Origin of the sequence: Tardiphaga sp., from assembly GCF_041424195.1 — a bacterium.
Lineage (GTDB): Bacteria > Pseudomonadota > Alphaproteobacteria > Rhizobiales > Xanthobacteraceae > Tardiphaga.
This window is the reverse complement of sequence record NZ_JBGMOE010000103.1, coordinates 42,112-58,506: the sequence shown is the minus strand read 5'-3', so window position 1 is coordinate 58,506 and position 16,395 is coordinate 42,112. Positions and strand designations below refer to the sequence as shown.

Annotated in this window: 15 protein-coding genes; 4 read left to right on the top strand and 11 right to left on the bottom strand. The window is 62.8% G+C overall.

What is annotated here, in order from left to right:
* Position 1 precedes the first annotated feature (1 nt).
* From ACEK02_RS15370 to ACEK02_RS15360, 3 genes are all read right to left on the bottom strand, one after another.
* Complete coding sequence (locus ACEK02_RS15370; protein WP_211379293.1) at positions 2-4,297, bottom strand: strawberry notch-like NTP hydrolase domain-containing protein; 4,296 nt, start codon at positions 4,295-4,297, stop codon at positions 2-4.
* A 119-nt stretch (positions 4,298-4,416) separates the two neighbouring features.
* A complete protein-coding gene (locus tag ACEK02_RS15365) occupies positions 4,417-6,537 on the bottom strand; it encodes a ParB/RepB/Spo0J family partition protein (protein WP_211379319.1) in 2,121 nt (706 codons plus the stop codon).
* Positions 6,538-6,665: 128 nt separating this feature from the next.
* The gene (locus tag ACEK02_RS15360; protein ID WP_371422508.1) at positions 6,666-7,616 is read right to left on the bottom strand and encodes an ArdC family protein; all 951 of its coding nucleotides are present in this window, start codon (positions 7,614-7,616) and stop codon (positions 6,666-6,668) included.
* A 343-nt stretch (positions 7,617-7,959) separates the two neighbouring features.
* Between ACEK02_RS15360 and ACEK02_RS15355 the strand changes: the two genes are divergently transcribed.
* Positions 7,960-8,259, top strand: a complete 300-nt coding sequence (locus tag ACEK02_RS15355; RefSeq protein WP_211379288.1) for an HU family DNA-binding protein — start codon at positions 7,960-7,962, stop codon at positions 8,257-8,259.
* A 33-nt stretch (positions 8,260-8,292) separates the two neighbouring features.
* Here ACEK02_RS15355 and ACEK02_RS15350 read toward each other — a convergent pair whose 3' ends face one another.
* Both ACEK02_RS15350 and ACEK02_RS15345 read right to left on the bottom strand, forming a co-directional pair.
* Positions 8,293-9,282 (bottom strand): DUF2971 domain-containing protein, encoded by a 990-nt coding sequence (locus ACEK02_RS15350; RefSeq protein WP_211379287.1) that lies wholly within the window; start codon positions 9,280-9,282, stop codon positions 8,293-8,295.
* On the bottom strand, positions 9,275-9,895 hold the full coding sequence (locus ACEK02_RS15345) for a hypothetical protein (RefSeq protein WP_371422507.1): 621 nt from the start codon (positions 9,893-9,895) through the stop codon (positions 9,275-9,277). Before ACEK02_RS15345 ends, ACEK02_RS15350 begins: the two co-directional genes overlap by 8 nt.
* A 66-nt stretch (positions 9,896-9,961) precedes the next feature.
* Here ACEK02_RS15345 and ACEK02_RS15340 point away from each other — a divergent pair, with 66 nt between their 5' ends.
* Positions 9,962-10,192, top strand: coding sequence for a hypothetical protein (locus tag ACEK02_RS15340; protein WP_371422506.1), 231 nt, complete (start codon positions 9,962-9,964; stop codon positions 10,190-10,192).
* Here ACEK02_RS15340 and ACEK02_RS15335 read toward each other — a convergent pair.
* The gene (locus ACEK02_RS15335) at positions 10,186-10,467 is read right to left on the bottom strand and encodes a hypothetical protein (RefSeq protein WP_211379285.1); all 282 of its coding nucleotides are present in this window, start codon (positions 10,465-10,467) and stop codon (positions 10,186-10,188) included. The two genes, ACEK02_RS15340 and ACEK02_RS15335, sit on opposite strands and share 7 nt — an antisense overlap.
* Before the next feature lie 4 nt (positions 10,468-10,471).
* Positions 10,472-10,747, bottom strand: a complete 276-nt coding sequence (locus ACEK02_RS15330) for a helix-turn-helix domain-containing protein (protein ID WP_129267498.1) — start codon at positions 10,745-10,747, stop codon at positions 10,472-10,474.
* A 425-nt stretch (positions 10,748-11,172) separates the two neighbouring features.
* On the opposite strand from ACEK02_RS15330, the gene ACEK02_RS15325 reads away from it, so the two are divergent.
* On the top strand, positions 11,173-11,919 hold the full coding sequence (locus tag ACEK02_RS15325) for a helix-turn-helix domain-containing protein (protein WP_211379284.1): 747 nt from the start codon (positions 11,173-11,175) through the stop codon (positions 11,917-11,919).
* Here the strand turns inward: ACEK02_RS15325 and ACEK02_RS15320 are convergent.
* From ACEK02_RS15320 to ACEK02_RS15305, 4 genes are all read right to left on the bottom strand, one after another.
* On the bottom strand, positions 11,912-12,802 hold the full coding sequence (locus tag ACEK02_RS15320) for a hypothetical protein (RefSeq protein ID WP_211379283.1): 891 nt from the start codon (positions 12,800-12,802) through the stop codon (positions 11,912-11,914). The genes ACEK02_RS15325 and ACEK02_RS15320 overlap by 8 nt on opposite strands.
* 5 nt (positions 12,803-12,807) lie before the next feature.
* Complete coding sequence (locus tag ACEK02_RS15315; protein ID WP_211379282.1) at positions 12,808-13,686, bottom strand: toll/interleukin-1 receptor domain-containing protein; 879 nt, start codon at positions 13,684-13,686, stop codon at positions 12,808-12,810.
* Between the two features lie 168 nt (positions 13,687-13,854).
* Complete coding sequence (locus tag ACEK02_RS15310) at positions 13,855-14,502, bottom strand: DUF1780 domain-containing protein (RefSeq protein ID WP_211379281.1); 648 nt, start codon at positions 14,500-14,502, stop codon at positions 13,855-13,857.
* A 22-nt stretch (positions 14,503-14,524) separates the two neighbouring features.
* Entirely contained in the window at positions 14,525-15,031 is a 507-nt protein-coding gene (locus ACEK02_RS15305) for a hypothetical protein (protein ID WP_371422505.1), read from the bottom strand.
* 236 nt (positions 15,032-15,267) lie between these two features.
* Between ACEK02_RS15305 and ACEK02_RS15300 the strand changes: the two genes are divergently transcribed.
* A complete protein-coding gene (locus ACEK02_RS15300; protein WP_211379279.1) occupies positions 15,268-16,344 on the top strand; it encodes a hypothetical protein in 1,077 nt (358 codons plus the stop codon).
* Positions 16,345-16,395: the final 51 nt, after the last annotated feature.

Genomic DNA, 16,395 nt, shown 5'->3' with positions numbered 1-16,395 from the left:
GTCACGCCGCCGCCCGGTCGGCGATACGCGCGATCGGATAGCGCTCCAGCACCTTGGCAAGGATCGCCGACCCGGTCGCATCGACCGGAACGAAGAACCGCAGCTTCCAGGAGATGATCTCGCTAAAAAGGCCGTAGGCGCGCAGCCGGTCGCGCATCACATCTGTAAAACCGGAAAGTTCGATCCGGTGGGTGCCCATCACGCGCGCGCGTCGAAGCTGAAGACCCTCGGCAAGATCGAGAATGGTCTTGCCGTCCATCAGCGCGATGAAGGCGGCATCCGGAGATAGAGTTGAAGTCCCCGCCTCCAGAGCACTGGCGACCCAGGCCGACGAGACCTTGCGGCCGATGATGCGCTCGCCGCTGTCGGTCTGAAGCCGATAGACCCGTGTCGATTCGTTCGGGAGACGCTTCCAGATCGGCAGCAACAGACCGGCGACAATATGGATCTCGCTGTCTGTGAACGGCGGGACCTCCGCGACTTCGGCCTGCCAGGCTCTTGCAAAGCCGTCGCGGTTGGCTTCCTGCCAATGGGTCTGCGGCATTGCCGCCAAAGGCATGGCGGCATGCTCCATCGGCCGGATCAGCCGAACGCGGCGTTCCACCTCGCCGTCGTCCGACATCACGCTACGTGCCGGCACCTGCACGGCGGCACGGCCCGACTGGGTGTTGATCAGCAGCAAGGCGCGCGGGTCGGACAGACGCTCGAACGCCTCGTCCAGAGTCACCGGGCGGTTGCGCTCGCGCTGGGTGATCGTCAGCAGGCGGGTTTCGGCGGATGTGCCAGGATGGGTGTAGATCGTCTCGCGCGCGGAGACGGTGAAGCTCTCGGCTCGCAGCGTCTCCAGCCCGACATCGTAGGTGCCACTGGCAATCGCACCCTCGATGCGTGCAGTCAGCAATTGCTCGAACGCCGTGAACAGGATGTTCTGCAGGTCGATGGTCAGCGCCAGCAAGCGATTGAGGAACGTGGTGATCGGCGGCAGATCGTCCTTGATGCCGCCCGAGTCCGTCAGCTTCAATCCGGTCGCATCCTCGAATGCTTGAAGCGAACAGCCGGCGACCTTGCCGGTGACGAGCAAGACATAGAGCTGGCGCAGCGCATCGCGCGCGTAATGGCTTTCGAGATTGTCCTCGGCGCGGAAGAGGCCCTGCCCGCCGGTCTGGCGCTGGCCCTTGGTAATGGCGCCCAGCGTGTCGAGACGCCGCGCGATGGTCGAGAGGAAGCGCTTCTCTGCCTTCACGTTGGTCGCAATCGGCCGGAACAGCGGCGGCTGCGCCTGGTTGGTGCGGTTGGTCCGACCCAACCCCTGAATTGCGGCGTCGGCCTTCCACCCGGCCTCCAGGAGATAATGTACGCGGAGACGACGGTTCCTGGCCGAAAGCTCGGCGTGATAGGAGCGCCCGGTGCCGCCGGCACCGGAGAACACCAGGATGCGCTTGAGGTCGTCCATGAAGGCCTGGGTCTCGCCGAGGTTCGCAGACCCGACACGGTTCTCGACCACGAGTCGATCGACGTGGTCTGCCCCGGTCCTGCGGATAATACGTCGCGAGCGGCCTGTGACTTCCGCCACCATGTCCGTACCGAAGCGCTGCACGATCTGGTCGAGCGCGCCGTGGACTGGTGATAGCGATGCCAGCTTCTCGATCAGCCGATCACGGCGGGCGACCGCGTCCCGGCATTGCACCGGCTGGCCGTCTCGGAATACCGGCCGCGACGACAGATCGCCCTCGCTGGTCGTGAACGGCTCATAGAGCTGCGTCGGGAAGGAGTGCACGAGATAATCCAGCACGTATTCGCGTGGCGTGATGTCGACCTGAACATCACCCCACTCCTCGGTCGGAATTTCGGCGAGACGCCGCTCCATCAGCGCCTCACCGGTCGAGACGATCTGGATGACGGCGGCGTGGCCGGCTTTCAGATCACGCTCGACCGAAGCAATCAGCGACTGCGTTTTCATCGCGGTAATGAGATGATTGAAGAAGCGCTGCTTGGCGGATTCGAAAGCCGACCGCGCGGCGGACTTGGCCTGCGCGTTCAGCGTGCCCGTGGCGCCGGTGATATTCGCGGCCTTCATCGCGGCTTCAAGGTTGTTATGGATGACGCTGAAGGCGCCGGCATACGCATCGTAAATGCGGATCTGCTCGTCGGTGAGCTTATGTTCAATCAGTTCGTATTCGACACCGTCGTAGGAGAGCGACCGCGCGGCATAGAGACCGAGCGCCTTGAGGTCGCGTGCCAGCACCTCCATCGCCGCGACGCCGCCGGCCTCGATCGCCTCGACGAACTCACCGCGCGTCGCAAACGGAAAGTTCTCGCCGCCCCACAATCCGAGACGTTGGCCGTAAGCGAGATTGTGCACGGTGGTCGCGCCGGTCGCCGAGACATAGACCACGCGCGCATTCGGCAACGCATGTTGCAGGCGAAGCCCGGCGCGCCCCTGCTGCGAGGCCGCGACATCACCGCGTTCACCCTTCCCGCCTCCGGCATTCTGCATCGCGTGAGACTCGTCGAAGATGATGACGCCATCGAAGTCGGCGCCCAACCATTCCACGATCTGTCTGACCCGCGATACCTTCTCGTCACGCGCGTCGGAGCGTAGCGTGGCATAGGTGGTAAAAAGGACGCCCTGCTCCAGACAGATTGGCGTGCCCTGGCGGAAGCGCGACAGCGGTGTGATCAGCAGGCGCTCCATGCCGAGCGCCGACCAGTCGCGCTGGGCATCCTCGATCAGCTTGTCGGATTTGGAGATCCAGACCGCCTTGGTGCGGCCCTTCAACCAGTTGTCGAGCAGGATGCCGGCGGCCTGCCGGCCCTTGCCGGCGCCGGTGCCGTCGCCGAGGAACCAGCCACATCGAAAGCGTACCGCGTGTTCGGTGTCGTCGGATGCGGCAGAGACAATGTCCCAGGTCTCGTCGACCGTCCATGATCCGGCGAGGAAACGGGAATGCGCCTCCCCAGCATAGATCACGGATTCAAGCTGGGCATCGGACAGCAATCCGTCCGACACGGTGTTGGCGAGAAGATGCGGGCGATAGCTCGGTTGCGGCGGCGCCACCGAGGCCATCGCAGCCGACTGCACGAGTTTGGTCGGATGAGGGCACGCGCCGGGAATCCGGATCGATTGCAATCCATATTCTTCGTACAGCGCGTCAGTAATATTGCCGCCCTCGACCGGCTTCCAATCGATGACCTCATACGCAAGCTCGATCGCTTTGGGTTCGGGAGCCGTCGCCGGGATGGAGGAAGCGCGCAAGACGACAGGACGCGATGCGCCGGTTGCCACCGATCGAACGATGATCGGGCTGGCCAGCGGGGCCGTTATCGGCAGCCGCGACGGCACGCGTTCGGCGATCCAGCCCAGCAACGTGGCGACGTCAGGCGCGAGACCGGGCGAAGCTGGAAACGCGGTCGGATCGTCGGCCGCGCGCTTATCGATCACGGTGAGGCGCGTATCCATGGTGGTGCCGTGCCTGGCATAGACCGCCCCGTCGATCGCGGCCGAGAACACGATCCTCCCCCGCTCCTGCAAGCCGACGAACGCGTCGCGCCACACCGGACTATCCGGTGCGCAGTTCGCTCCGGTGATCGTGACCAGACGACCGCCATCGGCGAGCCGCGCCAGCGCCGACGAGATATGACGCAGTGCCGCGTCGGCAATGCGGCGATCGACATGCGCGACGGCCGAGAATGGTGGGTTCATCAGCACGACGCTCGGCGTGATGCCGGCGTCGAGATGATCGTCGATATGCGCCGCATCGAAGCGGGTGACGGGAACGGCAGGAAAGAGCAGTGAGAGAAGCGAAGCGCGAGCATCGGCGAGTTCGTTGAGCGCGAGCGACGCGCCTGACAATTCCGCGAGAATGGCGAGCAAGCCTGTACCAGCCGATGGTTCGAGGACGATGTCGGCCGGCGTGATGTCAGCGGCGGCGGAAGCCGCAAGCCCCAATCCAATGGGCGTGCTGAATTGCTGAAAAGCCTCGCTCGCTTCCGATCGCCGCGTATGCGTGGGGAGAAGGCCGGCAACCTTCGCCAGCATCGGCAGCATGGCGGGCGGCGACGCGGCACGCGCCCGCATCGCTGGACCGAATTTGCGGACGAACAAGACCGTCGCGGCCTCGCAGACGTCGTATGCGGTCTTCCAGTCCCAAGCACCACCGGCATCGGAACCGGCGAAGGCGGATTCCATCGCCGCGCGCAGGCTGGCGGCGTCGACGCGATGGCCACGTTCGAGGTGGGAAAGGATCAGTCGCGCGGCCGCAACGATCCGAGCGGCGGGATTGGCATTATCAAACATATCGGTCTCCTGAAATGGAAAAGCCCGGCGTGTCCCTGTCGCTGCAGGGGCCGGGCATGTGATGGGATGCGGTGAGATGGAGAGATGCGGAACGGCTTGCGCCGCCCCGCGTTGATCAATCATTCCGCCGCGATGACATGCGGCTGATCTTCATCGGCGTCGGCGTGGATCTCGTCGTCACCGGTGAGAAATGCGGGCAACGATTCCGCTTCACCGGCCGCCGCATCGGCCACAACTTCGGCATCGGCGGAACGCAGCGGCTCGGGCAGCCAGCCGGTGCCCTCCAACAGCCGCTCGGCCTCGCGCGCCATATCGCCCTTCTTGAGGTGGTCGATGAGCTGCACGGACGGTTCGCCCTTGGCCTCGCGCACCGCTTCGAGAATGCGGGGCTTGGTGACGCGGCCGAGATAGTTGTCGACGCCGGTCTTCCAGCCCGCCGCCGCCATGTCGAGACCGACGGCGCGCGCCAAGACATCCGCCTGATCGAGTCTGCGGCGAACGCCATGCGCGGAGACGCGGCCTTCATTGTAGCGATTGGCCGGCTCGTAGAGCGCGTTGACGCTGAGCGAGGCGCAATGTGCAAGCAGCGATGCCTGTTCGGCCTCGTCGAACGCCATCAGTGCGCCCCAGAGTCTGCCATCCTCCTTCGGCAATCGTGCCTTCCACGCATCGTGACGCGCATCAATCGCCTTGGCCGAGGCGCAGTCGTTCAGTCCCGGCGCCTGGGCGGGAAGCGTCGGGGAGCGCACCGCGATTTCCAGACAACCGCTCGATGTTGCGAAGCGATAGAACGTCGCCAGCACGAAGTTGTGCAGCACCGCCACGAAAGCCACCGACGTGTGGGTTGCCAAAGCATCGCGTAAGGCCAAGGTCCGATGCGCGGTCAGGTCGGTCATCAGCCGGTCCGGCAACGCCTTGATCGCGTCGTCCTCGTCATCTTCCGGTTCGGCCGGCGCGCCGCCGACCGTGATGATGGCGCGTTGGACCGCCACGTCGGCCTCGCCACCGCCTGCGTTTTCACCGTCGGCGTCGGATTCCGCTTCAACGTCGACGCCGACGGGAGCTTCATCGTCCGGTCGGACATAGCCGCGATCGACCGACAGCGCGCCCTCGTCATCGACGCTGATGAAGACGCCGGCGCGGGCGATCTCGGCCGGATCGTAGGTCATCGGCCGGGCGTCGAAGGCGGACAGCGCCGCCTCGATTTCGCCGAGCCGTTGATCGATCTCGTCGGGCAGTTCGTCGGCTTCGGCGTATTCGGCCTCGAGCTTGTCGTACTCCGCCTTCAACGCCTCGATCGACGCACGTTCGTCGTCGGTCAGATCTGCCGGTAGACCCTCCAACTCGCGCAGGTCGTCGGTGTGGCCATAGGGGAAATTGACCGCCACCGCGATCCACTTCCAGCCTTCGGCCCCAATGATTTCAGCCTGCGCCGTCAGCTTCTCGGTGACGAGGCGATCAAGCAACGGCACATCCTGCAGCCACCCGCCGTCATCGTGTTCGAACAGGTCGCGCATGACGGCGCCACCGGCCTGCTCGTAGGCATCGAGCCCGATGAACTGGGCGCGACGGTCGGAAGCGCGGACGGTGTTCTCCGTCAGCATCCGCCGGATCTGGTACGGCTCGTCGAGCTGAGAGCGGCTGACATTATCCCAGACCTGCTCCTGGCGCGCCTGGTCGGCAGTAACGGAGAATGCCATGAGCTGTTCGAGGGTTATGCCGTCGTCGGCATAAATCTCGTGCAGCTTCGGCGACACCGATGCCAGCCGCAGGCGCTGCTTGACGATCGCCGACGACACGAAGTGCCGGGCGGCGATGTCGTCCTCGCTCATGCCGCCATCACGCAGCAGCTTGAACGTGCGGAACTGGTCGAGCGGATGCAGACCGACCCGCTCATCGTTCTCAGCCAGGGAATCGTCCTCAGCGAGACCGTCGTCTCGGATCACGCAAGGAACAAGCTGTGTCTTCGTCATGCGCTTCTGTTTCACCAGCAGCTCAAGAGCGCGATAGCGCCGGCCGCCGGCCGGCACCTCGAACATGCCGGTCTCCTTGCCGTCTTCGTCGAGGACCGCCCGGACACTCAGGCTTTGAAGCAACGTGCGAAGTGCGATGCTCTCCGCCAATTGCTCGATCGAGACGCCCGCTTTCACGCGCCGGACGTTCGACTGGCTCAAGACCAGCTTGTTGAAGGGGATGTCACGCGAGGGACTGAGTTTGATTTTCGGAACGGCTGTAGCCATGTCGATCACTCCACGACGGGCGGCCGAAAGACTCTCTCTCGACCTCCAACCCGTCGCGGACACCCCGGCCCTCCTCTCACTCTCAAGCGCGCCGCAACGACGAACGGCTGAGGTAGGAAGCGAACGCATCACGCGGCCTCCTCGTTGCCCTCGGCGCCGACGTCGATGGCGTGCGGCTGGAACGCGAGCAGGAAATCGGACGCCTTCGACGCCGCGCTCGCCGCGCGCACGACGGCACGGTTATCCTCGCGCAGCACCTCCAGCCACGAGCCGATGTAATCGGCGTGGCGCACCGTCGGCACGATGCCGAGCGAGGCGCAGACGAACGCGCCGGCCATTTCCGCGACCAGTTCTTCGCGCGCGTAGGATTTCGAGCCGAACGATCCGGAGTGATCCCGCTTGAGCCGGGAGGACGCGCCGGTCCAATGACCGAGCTCATGGAAGGCGGTGCGGTGCCAGTTGATCGGCTCAAAATACGCGCCAGGCGGCGGCACCTGCACAAAGTCACCCGTGACATTATAATAGGCGCGCGCACCGCCGATGCGGAAATCCGCCCCGGCCGCGGCGATCAAAGCCTCGGCCTGCGGCGCGATCTCGCCCGGCGGCGGCGGGACAATCGACGCGGCGATCTCCTCGGGCAATCCGTCGCATTGACCGGTGTTAAACACGGTAAAGCGTTTGAGGAACGGGATCGCGCCCGGCTCCTCCCCGGTCTCGGCAGCGCGGCGGCGTTCGTCCTCCGGCGTGAAGCGATCGGCATAGACGACAGTGGTGCCGCGCTCGCCCTTCCTGACATGGCCGCCCAGACCAAGTGCCTGGCGGAAGGTGAGCCAGCTCTGGCCCGAGAAGCCGCGCTCGATGACGGCGCCCCACAGGATCAGCACGTTGATCCCGGAATATCGGCGCTGCGTGGTGGCGTTGCACGGCATCGCGAGCGGCGCCCTCACCGCCGCAGTGCCCCACGGTTGAACCCACGGGATGCGACCGGCTTCCAGCTCGGCGATGATCTTGTCGGTGATTTCAGTATAAAGGCTCGCACGGTCGTGGCCGGCGCGCGCGCTGCGGTCATGTCTGGACATCGCGGTTCTCCGCGACGGGCGCCGGAAGCCTCTCTCCCGACCCTCAACCCGTCGCGGGAAACCCGGTCCGCACTCTTCCTCTCAATTGCGATGGATCCACACGCGGCGCAGGAGATCGCGCCCGCGCCGCGCGCCACACCTCTTGCGTCAGGGATGGACGCCCGCAGGGTGAAGACCCGCAACTCGCGGGGCTTCAGCGCAGCCGACAGCCCGGCCCGCAGGGCGACGCCACATCGATCTGTCGATTCCGGACGCGCGAGACCGCTGACGCTGCCGCCGGAAATCCCTGATTTTCATGATTCCACCGTCTATGCTCGCGGCTTCCCGAATCAAAGGAGCCACGATGACAACGCAGATGACGAAATCGCAGTTGATCGAGCAGATCGCGACGAAGAACGAAGTGGCCAAGAAGGACGTTAAAGGCGTTATCGAGACGCTCGCCGAGATCGGCTACAAGGAGTTGAAGAAGAACGGTGTCTTCCTCGTTCCCGGCTTCGCCAAATTCGTCGTCATCAAGAAACCCGCCACCAAGGCTCGCCAAGGCACGAATCCCTTCACAGGCGAGGCCATGACCTTCAAGGCGAAGCCGGCGCGCAAGATTGTCAGGGCGCGTCCGGTCAAGGCGGCCAAGGACGCCGTGTAAACGGTATCGCAGGGATCCCCTTCCCGAGCCGGGTCAGGACGCCCGATAGGGAATGTCGGATCGGCCGATGGGAAAGTCCCAATTGATTCCGATGGAGCGGAGCATGGTGCGCACGGTCCGCTCGGCGTCGGGCGGCGCCGCTGGACCGACGACGATCTCGGCGATCTTGTGTTGGACGCGGAGCGGCATCGGCTGGGCGATGTAGGGAACGATCTCGCTGCCGCGAAAGCGCGTCGTGACGAATGGCGAGACGACGGCCGGCGTTCCCATCATCACCAGACGCACCTCCTGCTCGTGCTCATAAGCAGGGTGCTTCGAGGTGAGGCAGTTCCAGATCAGCGGCGAAGCGATGATCTCGCGGACGAACTGGTCCATGAACGGGATGCCGACAGTTTTGTCGGCCAGCAGATCGGCGTTGGCGTTCGCGGCGGCGAGAAAGATCGCCGCTGCTTCCTCAAGACAGGCTTCGTGCCGGCCGCACACATCGGCCAGACTGTAGCGAACCGGACCAACAAACTCCGGAAGCTGACCGGGTGGCGGAGCGTCGGCGACGGCGAAGAGCGATGGGGAGAGCCCGATCGCGACGCCTCGTCCGTTGTCCGCATAGGCGCGCCACTGGCCGAGATCGTCTCGTGCACGGCTGAAACAGGCGATGAAGAATTCCAGGGTCGGTGCGAAATTGTCGTGTCGAAAGAGATCGAGAAAGTAGTCGAGAAACAGCCGGACCCGGCCATCCGCTCCGGTGGCAATGTGCTGGGCCACATCGCGGGCCATATCGATGCCGTGGGTCAACTCGCTGGGGTCGTTGAGATGCCGGTAGTCGGTGAACCAGATCTGTCCGGCCTCGAGCATGCCCTTGAGACCGCGCACATCGGTGTAGTGATAGAGGGTGGTCGCAATCGTGCTGTCGTTCTGCTCGGACAGGAGATGCTGGCTCGTCCAGCCCTTGAACGCCTCGATCGCCTGTTGAAGCTGCGGCGGCAACGGCACACGGCTATGGTCGGGAGTGTTGGTTTCAGACATGTGCCGTCAAGCCCGGTTTGAGGAGACGGCCGCTCGTGTCCATCTCGAAATGAATGGGATGGCTGATCGCCGCGAGGTCGAAATAGCTCTGCCCGGCGACCAACAGCGGCCACGCGTACCACGGCGATGTATAGGTCGAGACCATATAGGTCTCGTCCGGCGCGTCGGCGCGCGCGCTGGCGATCGGAAGGTAGGCCTCGGCGACGATAGAAACATTGGTAAGCTGCACGTCATTGTCTTCGAATACCAAGACGGTCCGGGCGCCGTCCGACTGTTTCCAGCGCGCGAGCTTGGGAAACTTCTTCTCGCAGGCGCGCGCGATGCGCTCGACGCGCGGCGTCTCGCTGCCGCGCGTCAGATGCTTGAGCTGGAATCGGCCCTCCATCCCGGCGATGCCGTCGAACCGTACTAAGGAAGCCTGAAACGGCACGCCGGCCGGCTGGGCCGTCACGAGCGTGTCCCGATAATCGGCATAGCGACGCGGCGGCAGTGTCGGCGCGGTGGCGGTGATCCAGGCGAGCAACGCGGCCTGAATGGCGCGCACCTCGGGCATCTTGCGATCCGTGAAGGCGTCGATCGGCAGGTGCATTTCGATGACGACGCCGTTGGCCAACACCGAGCCCAACGCCGCAGCCGCGGCGGCCTGAAGCGGCAAGAATAGTGATGCAGCACGATTTTGATGCGCCATGAAGCCGTCGAACGGCTCGATGCCGGTGTGCTCGATGGCATAGAGCTGGTCACCCAGGCGGAACGTCATCTCGACGCGGGCATCCGCCGACGTCTCGCTGCCTCTGTCGCGTATCTGTACGTCCGAGCGCCACGCGCACTGGCGCTGCTCGAGATGCTGGATGATGCCCTCGCACGTCTCGGTTTCGTGAAAGGCCAGCACCGCGAAGTCCCTTCTCACTGACGCTGGAAATCGCCGGGCTGGTTGCCCCGATTGCTGCAGACGTAGGTCCGCCCCGTGGATTCGCTTGAGATCATCGCCGATCCGCGCCGGGGCTGCAGCACAGCGCGGATGGCACGCTTGAAATCGGTCCACGACATATCGTCCGGTCGCTCGATCCGTAGTGCGGTCTTGTGCGGTAGCAACTGCACGTCGAGACCCCAGGATCGGAGGACGCTCATGGCACGGCGAATGTTGTCGCCGACCACCCGGTTGAATTCGCCAAAATAAGTACGCATTACCTTACTCCTCATCTGAATCATCGGCGGCAAAACCGATCGACACCGTCGCCAGGCCGTTGTTGCGGCTGAATCCGATCAAGACCCCTTCCCGATTCAGGGCGAGACGGATCGCTTTCAGTGTCTCGGGTCTGGAATCCCGCCCGCGTTCGACGTTGGAAATCGTGCCGGCAGAAAGCCCGGCCTGGGCCGCGAGGGCACCCTGGTCGAGGCCCGCCATCATGCGCGCCGCCGCGTAGGTCCGCCCGAGCGCCTGACTGTTGGAAAGATTGAGCGGCATTCCCCATCCTCGGTTTCACTTAAATAGTATTACCTTAAATACGTCCAAAATACGGCGTAACTCTTATAGCTGAAATATATCGCGCTTGCTCATTTGTCGGCGTCCGGGGGTAGCCGGAGGCGCAAGGCGCATAGGCGTCGGCGGCGGCGTCCCCCTCCCATCGGGCCTGGTCGTTGCTACATGGGAAGGATGGCGATCGCCGGAATCTGGCGCGAGGATCATGGCAATCATCGTCGGCCTTCGCGATGCTGACGACAGAGCCAGGCCCGGATGTCGCGCCATATCGCAACCGCCAGGTCGTGGCGGTCCAGACTGTGCGGCGGAGCGAGCATGAGCGTTGGGTTTCCTGGGCATGAAGGATTTTTCGACCTCTTTTGGCCGGCGAGGATCGTGCATCCTTTCGACCATGAAAGGAGCCAATGCTCATGACGACCCAAGACCTGTTGGACAAGATCACACAACTGCCGGAGAGACCTGTCGACGTCCCGACGGCGCCGCCCATCGAACTGGTAGCCTTCGTGGTGCGATGGAACCGCGGACTGCGGCAATGGAAGACGACGACGCTCGCCGACTTCGCGCGTGTCTCGGTCTCGACCGTGGAGCGCATCGAACGCGGCGAGCGCGTGAGCGACGACGCGCTGGACAGGATTGCTCAGGCGTTCGGCTACGAGGTGGGATATTTCACAGCGCCCCGCTTGCCATTGGGTGCCGGCGAAGCGGCTGCCAGTCTGGTGGACACCTATTCCCATCTTGAGGTCGTCCCGGTCGCGCCGATGACGACGCATCGCGCGGTTCGCGACGCCGCACGATGTGATGCTGTCCTGATTCATCGTCCGGAAGTGCCCGATGCCTATGACGATGATATCGCGGGTCTGCAGGAATGGCTCGATCTTGCGTCATTTATCTTGTCGGATATCGCCGAGCCTCCGCCGTCCGAGCGGGGGCGCCGCGATCTCTATAACGACATCCTCACCTGTGTCGGTAACCTGGAACGACGGGGTCTGACCGTGCTGTCCGGGGTGATGCCGGCTCCACAAGATCGTTTGCCGGACTGGAAGGTCGCGGTCGTCTCGATCACGCCGCGGCTCACCGACCCCGGCGCGGCGAAACGGCGCCACCTGATGGTCGATCGCCGCGTCGTGACGTTACCCTCCGGGCCATCGACTACGTGATGCGTCTGCCTCGCCGGCCAGCGATGATTGCCAGCATGTTCACGACCGACCAGGTCCCCTCGGCGCACAGCGCGGCGGTTCTAAAATCAGCGAACCGCTTGTGCTGCAGCGCGAGCGCCAGACGTACCGCCGCCTTGGCGTGAGCGCGGGCCTCTTCGTTGCTTGAACCTTTCAGCTCCACTTCGAAGATCGCCTCCAGCATCCGCTTGGCGTCGGTATCGCTGGGGGTCTTGTCGTCGATGAGCGGATGCCGGGCGGGATCGTAAACCTCCTGCGCCACGGAGATCAGCACCTCGCGGCAGAGAAGGCCAACGGCTTGATATTGCTCCTCGGTCTCGGCGCTATCGAGCCGCAGCCGCATCTCCTGAAGCTGGCGGTCAACCTTCCGCCAACCGGTCGGCTCCTCGAAGACAACGGCGCGGTGGGCCGATTGCGCGACAAAGATCGGTCTGCCGGAAATGGTCTTTCCGGGGACGACTTGATAGCCGTCGGGCGTCAGCACCTCGTTATAGACGCGCGCGAGCCTCGAGACTTCATCGTCGGCGGGCCGCACGGCGGGGTGCACGGTCTCGCAGAGAAACCGAAGAAATTCCGAGTCTGGCGCATGCATCAGATTGAAGCGGGGATCGTAAAAGATCCAATCTCGCTCCCAATCATTGAAGCGGCAGTGATGGTAGATATCGTCGGCTGCATCCTTGTATCGATGATCGAGAGACGGCAGCTTTGGGAGATCGTAGATTCGGGTCAGAAACTCGTCATCCTCCAGCCGCCCTGCCCAGTTCACGTTCGCCGTGCGGAAATGATCGATAATGGCACGGCGTGTAACCTCCGAGATCTCCTTCGGCGCCTCATCCCCATCGGAGATCATCGGTGTCTTGTCCATGGTGACTAGGCCGGCGTGAGCACGGCCAGGCGCTCGCAGATGAATTGCGCGATCTGCGCCGGGCTGAACCTGCGCGCGTCGACGTAGCCGTCGGTCTTGAAAACGCCGTCGACGGCGCCGTCATCGGTTCGCACGAACATGATACGGGCATTGTCGCGCTCCATGATGATCTCCCTGATCGCCCGAAACTCGATGCCGCACCAGTCCTTCCTTTGGTAGTCGGACCCCAGGAACACGACGATCAGCTTCGAACGATGCCGGTAGATCTCCTGCAGCAATGTGTCGAGCGACGGCCGTGCCAATTGCGATACGTAGTTGCTGTCGTAAAAGTAGGAATTCGGCCCGATCCTTCCCTCCAACTCGCGCGCCACCTGTTCGACAATCGCCCTCACCTCTCCCGGAAAAGAAAGAGCCACGTCGAAATGATGCTCGGTGATATCGACGGTCTTGGTCGCCTGCCCCGTCCAAGACGGCAGCGTGATGCGCCGCGCGGCGTGTAATTCCTTCGCAAGATTGACGTCCTTGACCGCCCAATGCGTCCGGTTCATTTCCCATTTACCGATGTCGAGCTCGAAGGTGAGCTGTTCGAGATCGTCGGCGGACAGAAACGGATCGATGGCCTGCAGCTCGTATTCGATCCGAACCTGTCCCTGCCGTTTGGCGATGTCGCGGATCAGGCCGAATTTCGGTGCGAGCTGGTTGAACGCTTCGTAGGCGAAGATGCACGGCAGCCGTTTGAGTTCCGAGACCGCGGCATCGTCCAGCGTTCCGAACCGCTCGGTGATCGCATTTTCGGTATACTCGCGAACGCAGCGCGAGAACTCGATCTGCCAGGGCTCGCCGTTCCAGGCCTCGGCATTGGAGGAAACAAGAAGATTGTACATCGAGGCGACCGCTGTTGTCGGTTTGGGGATTAGGCGTGGTGTTGCCGGCGGTTTTATCGGAATTTCTAAGCCGGCGCACTGATCCGATCGTCCCAGGTCCGACGAAGATGAGCGGAAATCTCCGCTGAGGCCGTCAGCCAAGGACAAGCGCAGATGGCCAGTGGCCCATTAGGGGTCAAATAACCCATCGAGCCCCGGCCATTCGTTCAGAACCCGCCCGGCTCGTGTCCTGATGACCGCCGGAGCGGCCGGCGCTGCCAGCAGCACGACGCCATAGGGCACAAAGAGCATGGAGACCGATCTCCAGCCCTGGGTTTGAAGCATGGCAACGGCGCGCCCATGACCGGTGGGCTTAAGCGGCCAAAGGTGCCGATTGTGAAGGTCGATATAGACCAAGGCATCCAAGCTCGCGCAAGCGGCGGCGCCATACCGCGCGGCTTTCGCCGACAGACGATCGGCGACGAGCTGGGCCGCGTCGTCGAACGACATCGGCTGTGACGGCGTGTACGGCTCCAGCACGTCTGCGATATGTTGTGCATTGCGATATCTGTCCTGGCGCCGACGCCATGCCAAGCCGCGCTTGTTATCGCCGACGATGTCCATGATTTGGAAATCGGCAGTTCGAAATCGGACGTCGATCGGCTCGTCCCTGCTCGCGAAGATCTCACCGTCCTCGAAGGCTTCACCGATACAACGAAGGAATGCGCGCACGACCATGCGCTCCCGTTCCGGCTTTTGCGGATTTGAGAAAAGGCGCCGGGCGCGATCGGCGTGTTCGCGCAGTTTGGCGAGGAATGCGTTGTCGGAAAAGGCCATTGTCCCCAGAGATAGCAGTTGGTCACGGAGCCTGCGTGACTTCTTCTTCAAATGGTACGGCGGTCGCGGCAATCGCGTCCCGCAACGCTGCAAGATCCCGGTGAATCCCAGCGCAGCGCCTGGTCGCATCACGCACCTGCTGGACGTCAAAGACGTTCGGACCGTGTTCGGCGCGCTCGAATTCGTCGAGATATTCAAGATTCTTTTTCACGAGTCCGACCCGATAGGGCTGGCGCGGCTTGCCCTTGAAAGCGCCTTCCCATGTCTCGCCATGGACTAGGAAATTGCGCATCGGCCGGAGATCATCCAGCTCCTTGTAAATACGTTGTAGCGTCGGCTTGTGCTCATCGGGCACGCCTCCGAAGTCACACCACTTCTTGAAGATCTTGATCTTGTCCGCGAACGTCCGTCCGGAATACTCGTCGAACAGCGCTTCGAGCGGTGCCTCATTGATGAGGTCCATCAACAGGAGCATCCTGAACTCGACGCGACCCATCTCGGTCAAAAACTCTCCGAGCGCCTGATGCATCGCATCGGACGGCGTTGCTGCAGACCTTGACCGGCGCCGCCATTTCCGTCGCCGTTGCGCCTTTCTTGACTTCCTCGACATGAATATCCCCTAAGCGGGATCTGAGCCCGTTGGCCGGAGCATGTTCTTTCGCATATCCCTGTCCGTGACCGGTCCCGGCCGGCGATGCCCTTTCAGTAGCAGGACGGTGCTGGCCCGTGTAGGGCTTAAGCCCGCGGCGGCGACGGTTGGTGACAATGGCTTGGCATAAAACTTCAGACGGTTCGTTCCTGGATCATAGCGGTAAGGTTCTGTTTTTCAGCAAAGATCGGTTTGTGAACGATATCTGTCTCGGCCGCTGCTGCTTTATCTGCGGCGCACAGCCCGGGTCAAAAGTGTTCAACGACGAGCATGTTATCCCTGAATGGGTGCTGCGGAAATTCAACCTGTTTAACAGGACGATGACATTGCCAAATGGCGGGGCCGTTAAGTACGGACGGTTCAAAGTCCCCTGCTGTCAGGATTGTAACTCTTTGATGGGACGCCAGATCGAAGAGCGGATCAGCAAGGTCGTCAATGCCGGCCCGGAGGCCGTGCAGAAGCACATCGCCGACGGCAACGGATTGGAGTTCTTCGTCTGGTTGGGCCTGATCTTTCTCAAGGTCCATCTCAAGGACAGGGAGTTTCGAATCCACCAAGACCTTCGCGAACCGGATGACAAGATCGGAGACCTGCACGACTGGCAGGCGCTGCATCATATGCACTGCCTTGTGCGGTGCTTTGTAAACGGGGCCACCCTCGAGAAGGAGGTGTTTGGATCGCTAGGGGCATTTGCGGCGAAGACGGAAGGATGGCGTGAGGAATTCGACTACGGCGACATAGTCGACGCGCAGACCATGCTGTTGAGGCTCGGGAATGTTGTGCTGATCACGACGTTCAATGATGCATGCGGAGCGATAAATGGCGCGATGCCGAGGCTCGAAAAGATAGAAGGACCGTTGTCGGAGATCCAAGCGCGCGAAGTCATGGTCGACTTCGCCTTCATGAACCTGAGCCTAAAGGAGCGCCCGCGCTTCTATACGGAGTGCGACATGAGGAACGAGACAATTACCGAGAAAGCCTGGATGCCTGAATATTTCGAGCTGGGTGAGCTCGACTTCGCGCTGCGAGGACGCATGCTGCGGGACTCGTTCGGCGACGGCGTGAAGCAGATACGGGTCGCAGGGAAAACACCGCAGGAGATCGAACAGGCGATCGACGGCGGACACTTCACTGTCTTATTCGATGACACTGGCGCGTTCATCAAGCAGAGCTTTACGTCTGATACGCCGTGAATTCCGCCCTGGTGTGACGATCCTTACACTGGCTTTTCGTGACGCTTACCG

What these genes read in the sequence shown, in the direction of transcription:
- ACEK02_RS15355 (WP_211379288.1), top strand. Translation starts at nt 7,960, where the DNA reads ATGACAACGCAGATGACGAAATCGCAGTTGATCGAGCAGATCGCGACG.
- ACEK02_RS15330 (WP_129267498.1), bottom strand. Translation starts at nt 10,747, where the DNA reads ATGCCGCTCAATCTTTCCAACAGTCAGGCGCTCGGGCGGACCTACGCG.
- ACEK02_RS15335 (WP_211379285.1), bottom strand. Translation starts at nt 10,467, where the DNA reads ATGCGTACTTATTTTGGCGAATTCAACCGGGTGGTCGGCGACAACATT.
- ACEK02_RS15315 (WP_211379282.1), bottom strand. Translation starts at nt 13,686, where the DNA reads ATGTACAATCTTCTTGTTTCCTCCAATGCCGAGGCCTGGAACGGCGAG.
- ACEK02_RS15340 (WP_371422506.1), top strand. Translation starts at nt 9,962, where the DNA reads ATGCGCCATGAAGCCGTCGAACGGCTCGATGCCGGTGTGCTCGATGGC.
- ACEK02_RS15360 (WP_371422508.1), bottom strand. Translation starts at nt 7,616, where the DNA reads ATGTCCAGACATGACCGCAGCGCGCGCGCCGGCCACGACCGTGCGAGC.
- ACEK02_RS15310 (WP_211379281.1), bottom strand. Translation starts at nt 14,502, where the DNA reads ATGGCCTTTTCCGACAACGCATTCCTCGCCAAACTGCGCGAACACGCC.
- ACEK02_RS15320 (WP_211379283.1), bottom strand. Translation starts at nt 12,802, where the DNA reads ATGGACAAGACACCGATGATCTCCGATGGGGATGAGGCGCCGAAGGAG.
- ACEK02_RS15305 (WP_371422505.1), bottom strand. Translation starts at nt 15,031, where the DNA reads ATGCATCAGGCGCTCGGAGAGTTTTTGACCGAGATGGGTCGCGTCGAG.
- ACEK02_RS15325 (WP_211379284.1), top strand. Translation starts at nt 11,173, where the DNA reads ATGACGACCCAAGACCTGTTGGACAAGATCACACAACTGCCGGAGAGA.
- ACEK02_RS15365 (WP_211379319.1), bottom strand. Translation starts at nt 6,537, where the DNA reads ATGGCTACAGCCGTTCCGAAAATCAAACTCAGTCCCTCGCGTGACATC.
- ACEK02_RS15350 (WP_211379287.1), bottom strand. Translation starts at nt 9,282, where the DNA reads ATGTCTGAAACCAACACTCCCGACCATAGCCGTGTGCCGTTGCCGCCG.
- ACEK02_RS15370 (WP_211379293.1), bottom strand. Translation starts at nt 4,297, where the DNA reads ATGTTTGATAATGCCAATCCCGCCGCTCGGATCGTTGCGGCCGCGCGA.
- ACEK02_RS15300 (WP_211379279.1), top strand. Translation starts at nt 15,268, where the DNA reads ATGGCTTGGCATAAAACTTCAGACGGTTCGTTCCTGGATCATAGCGGT.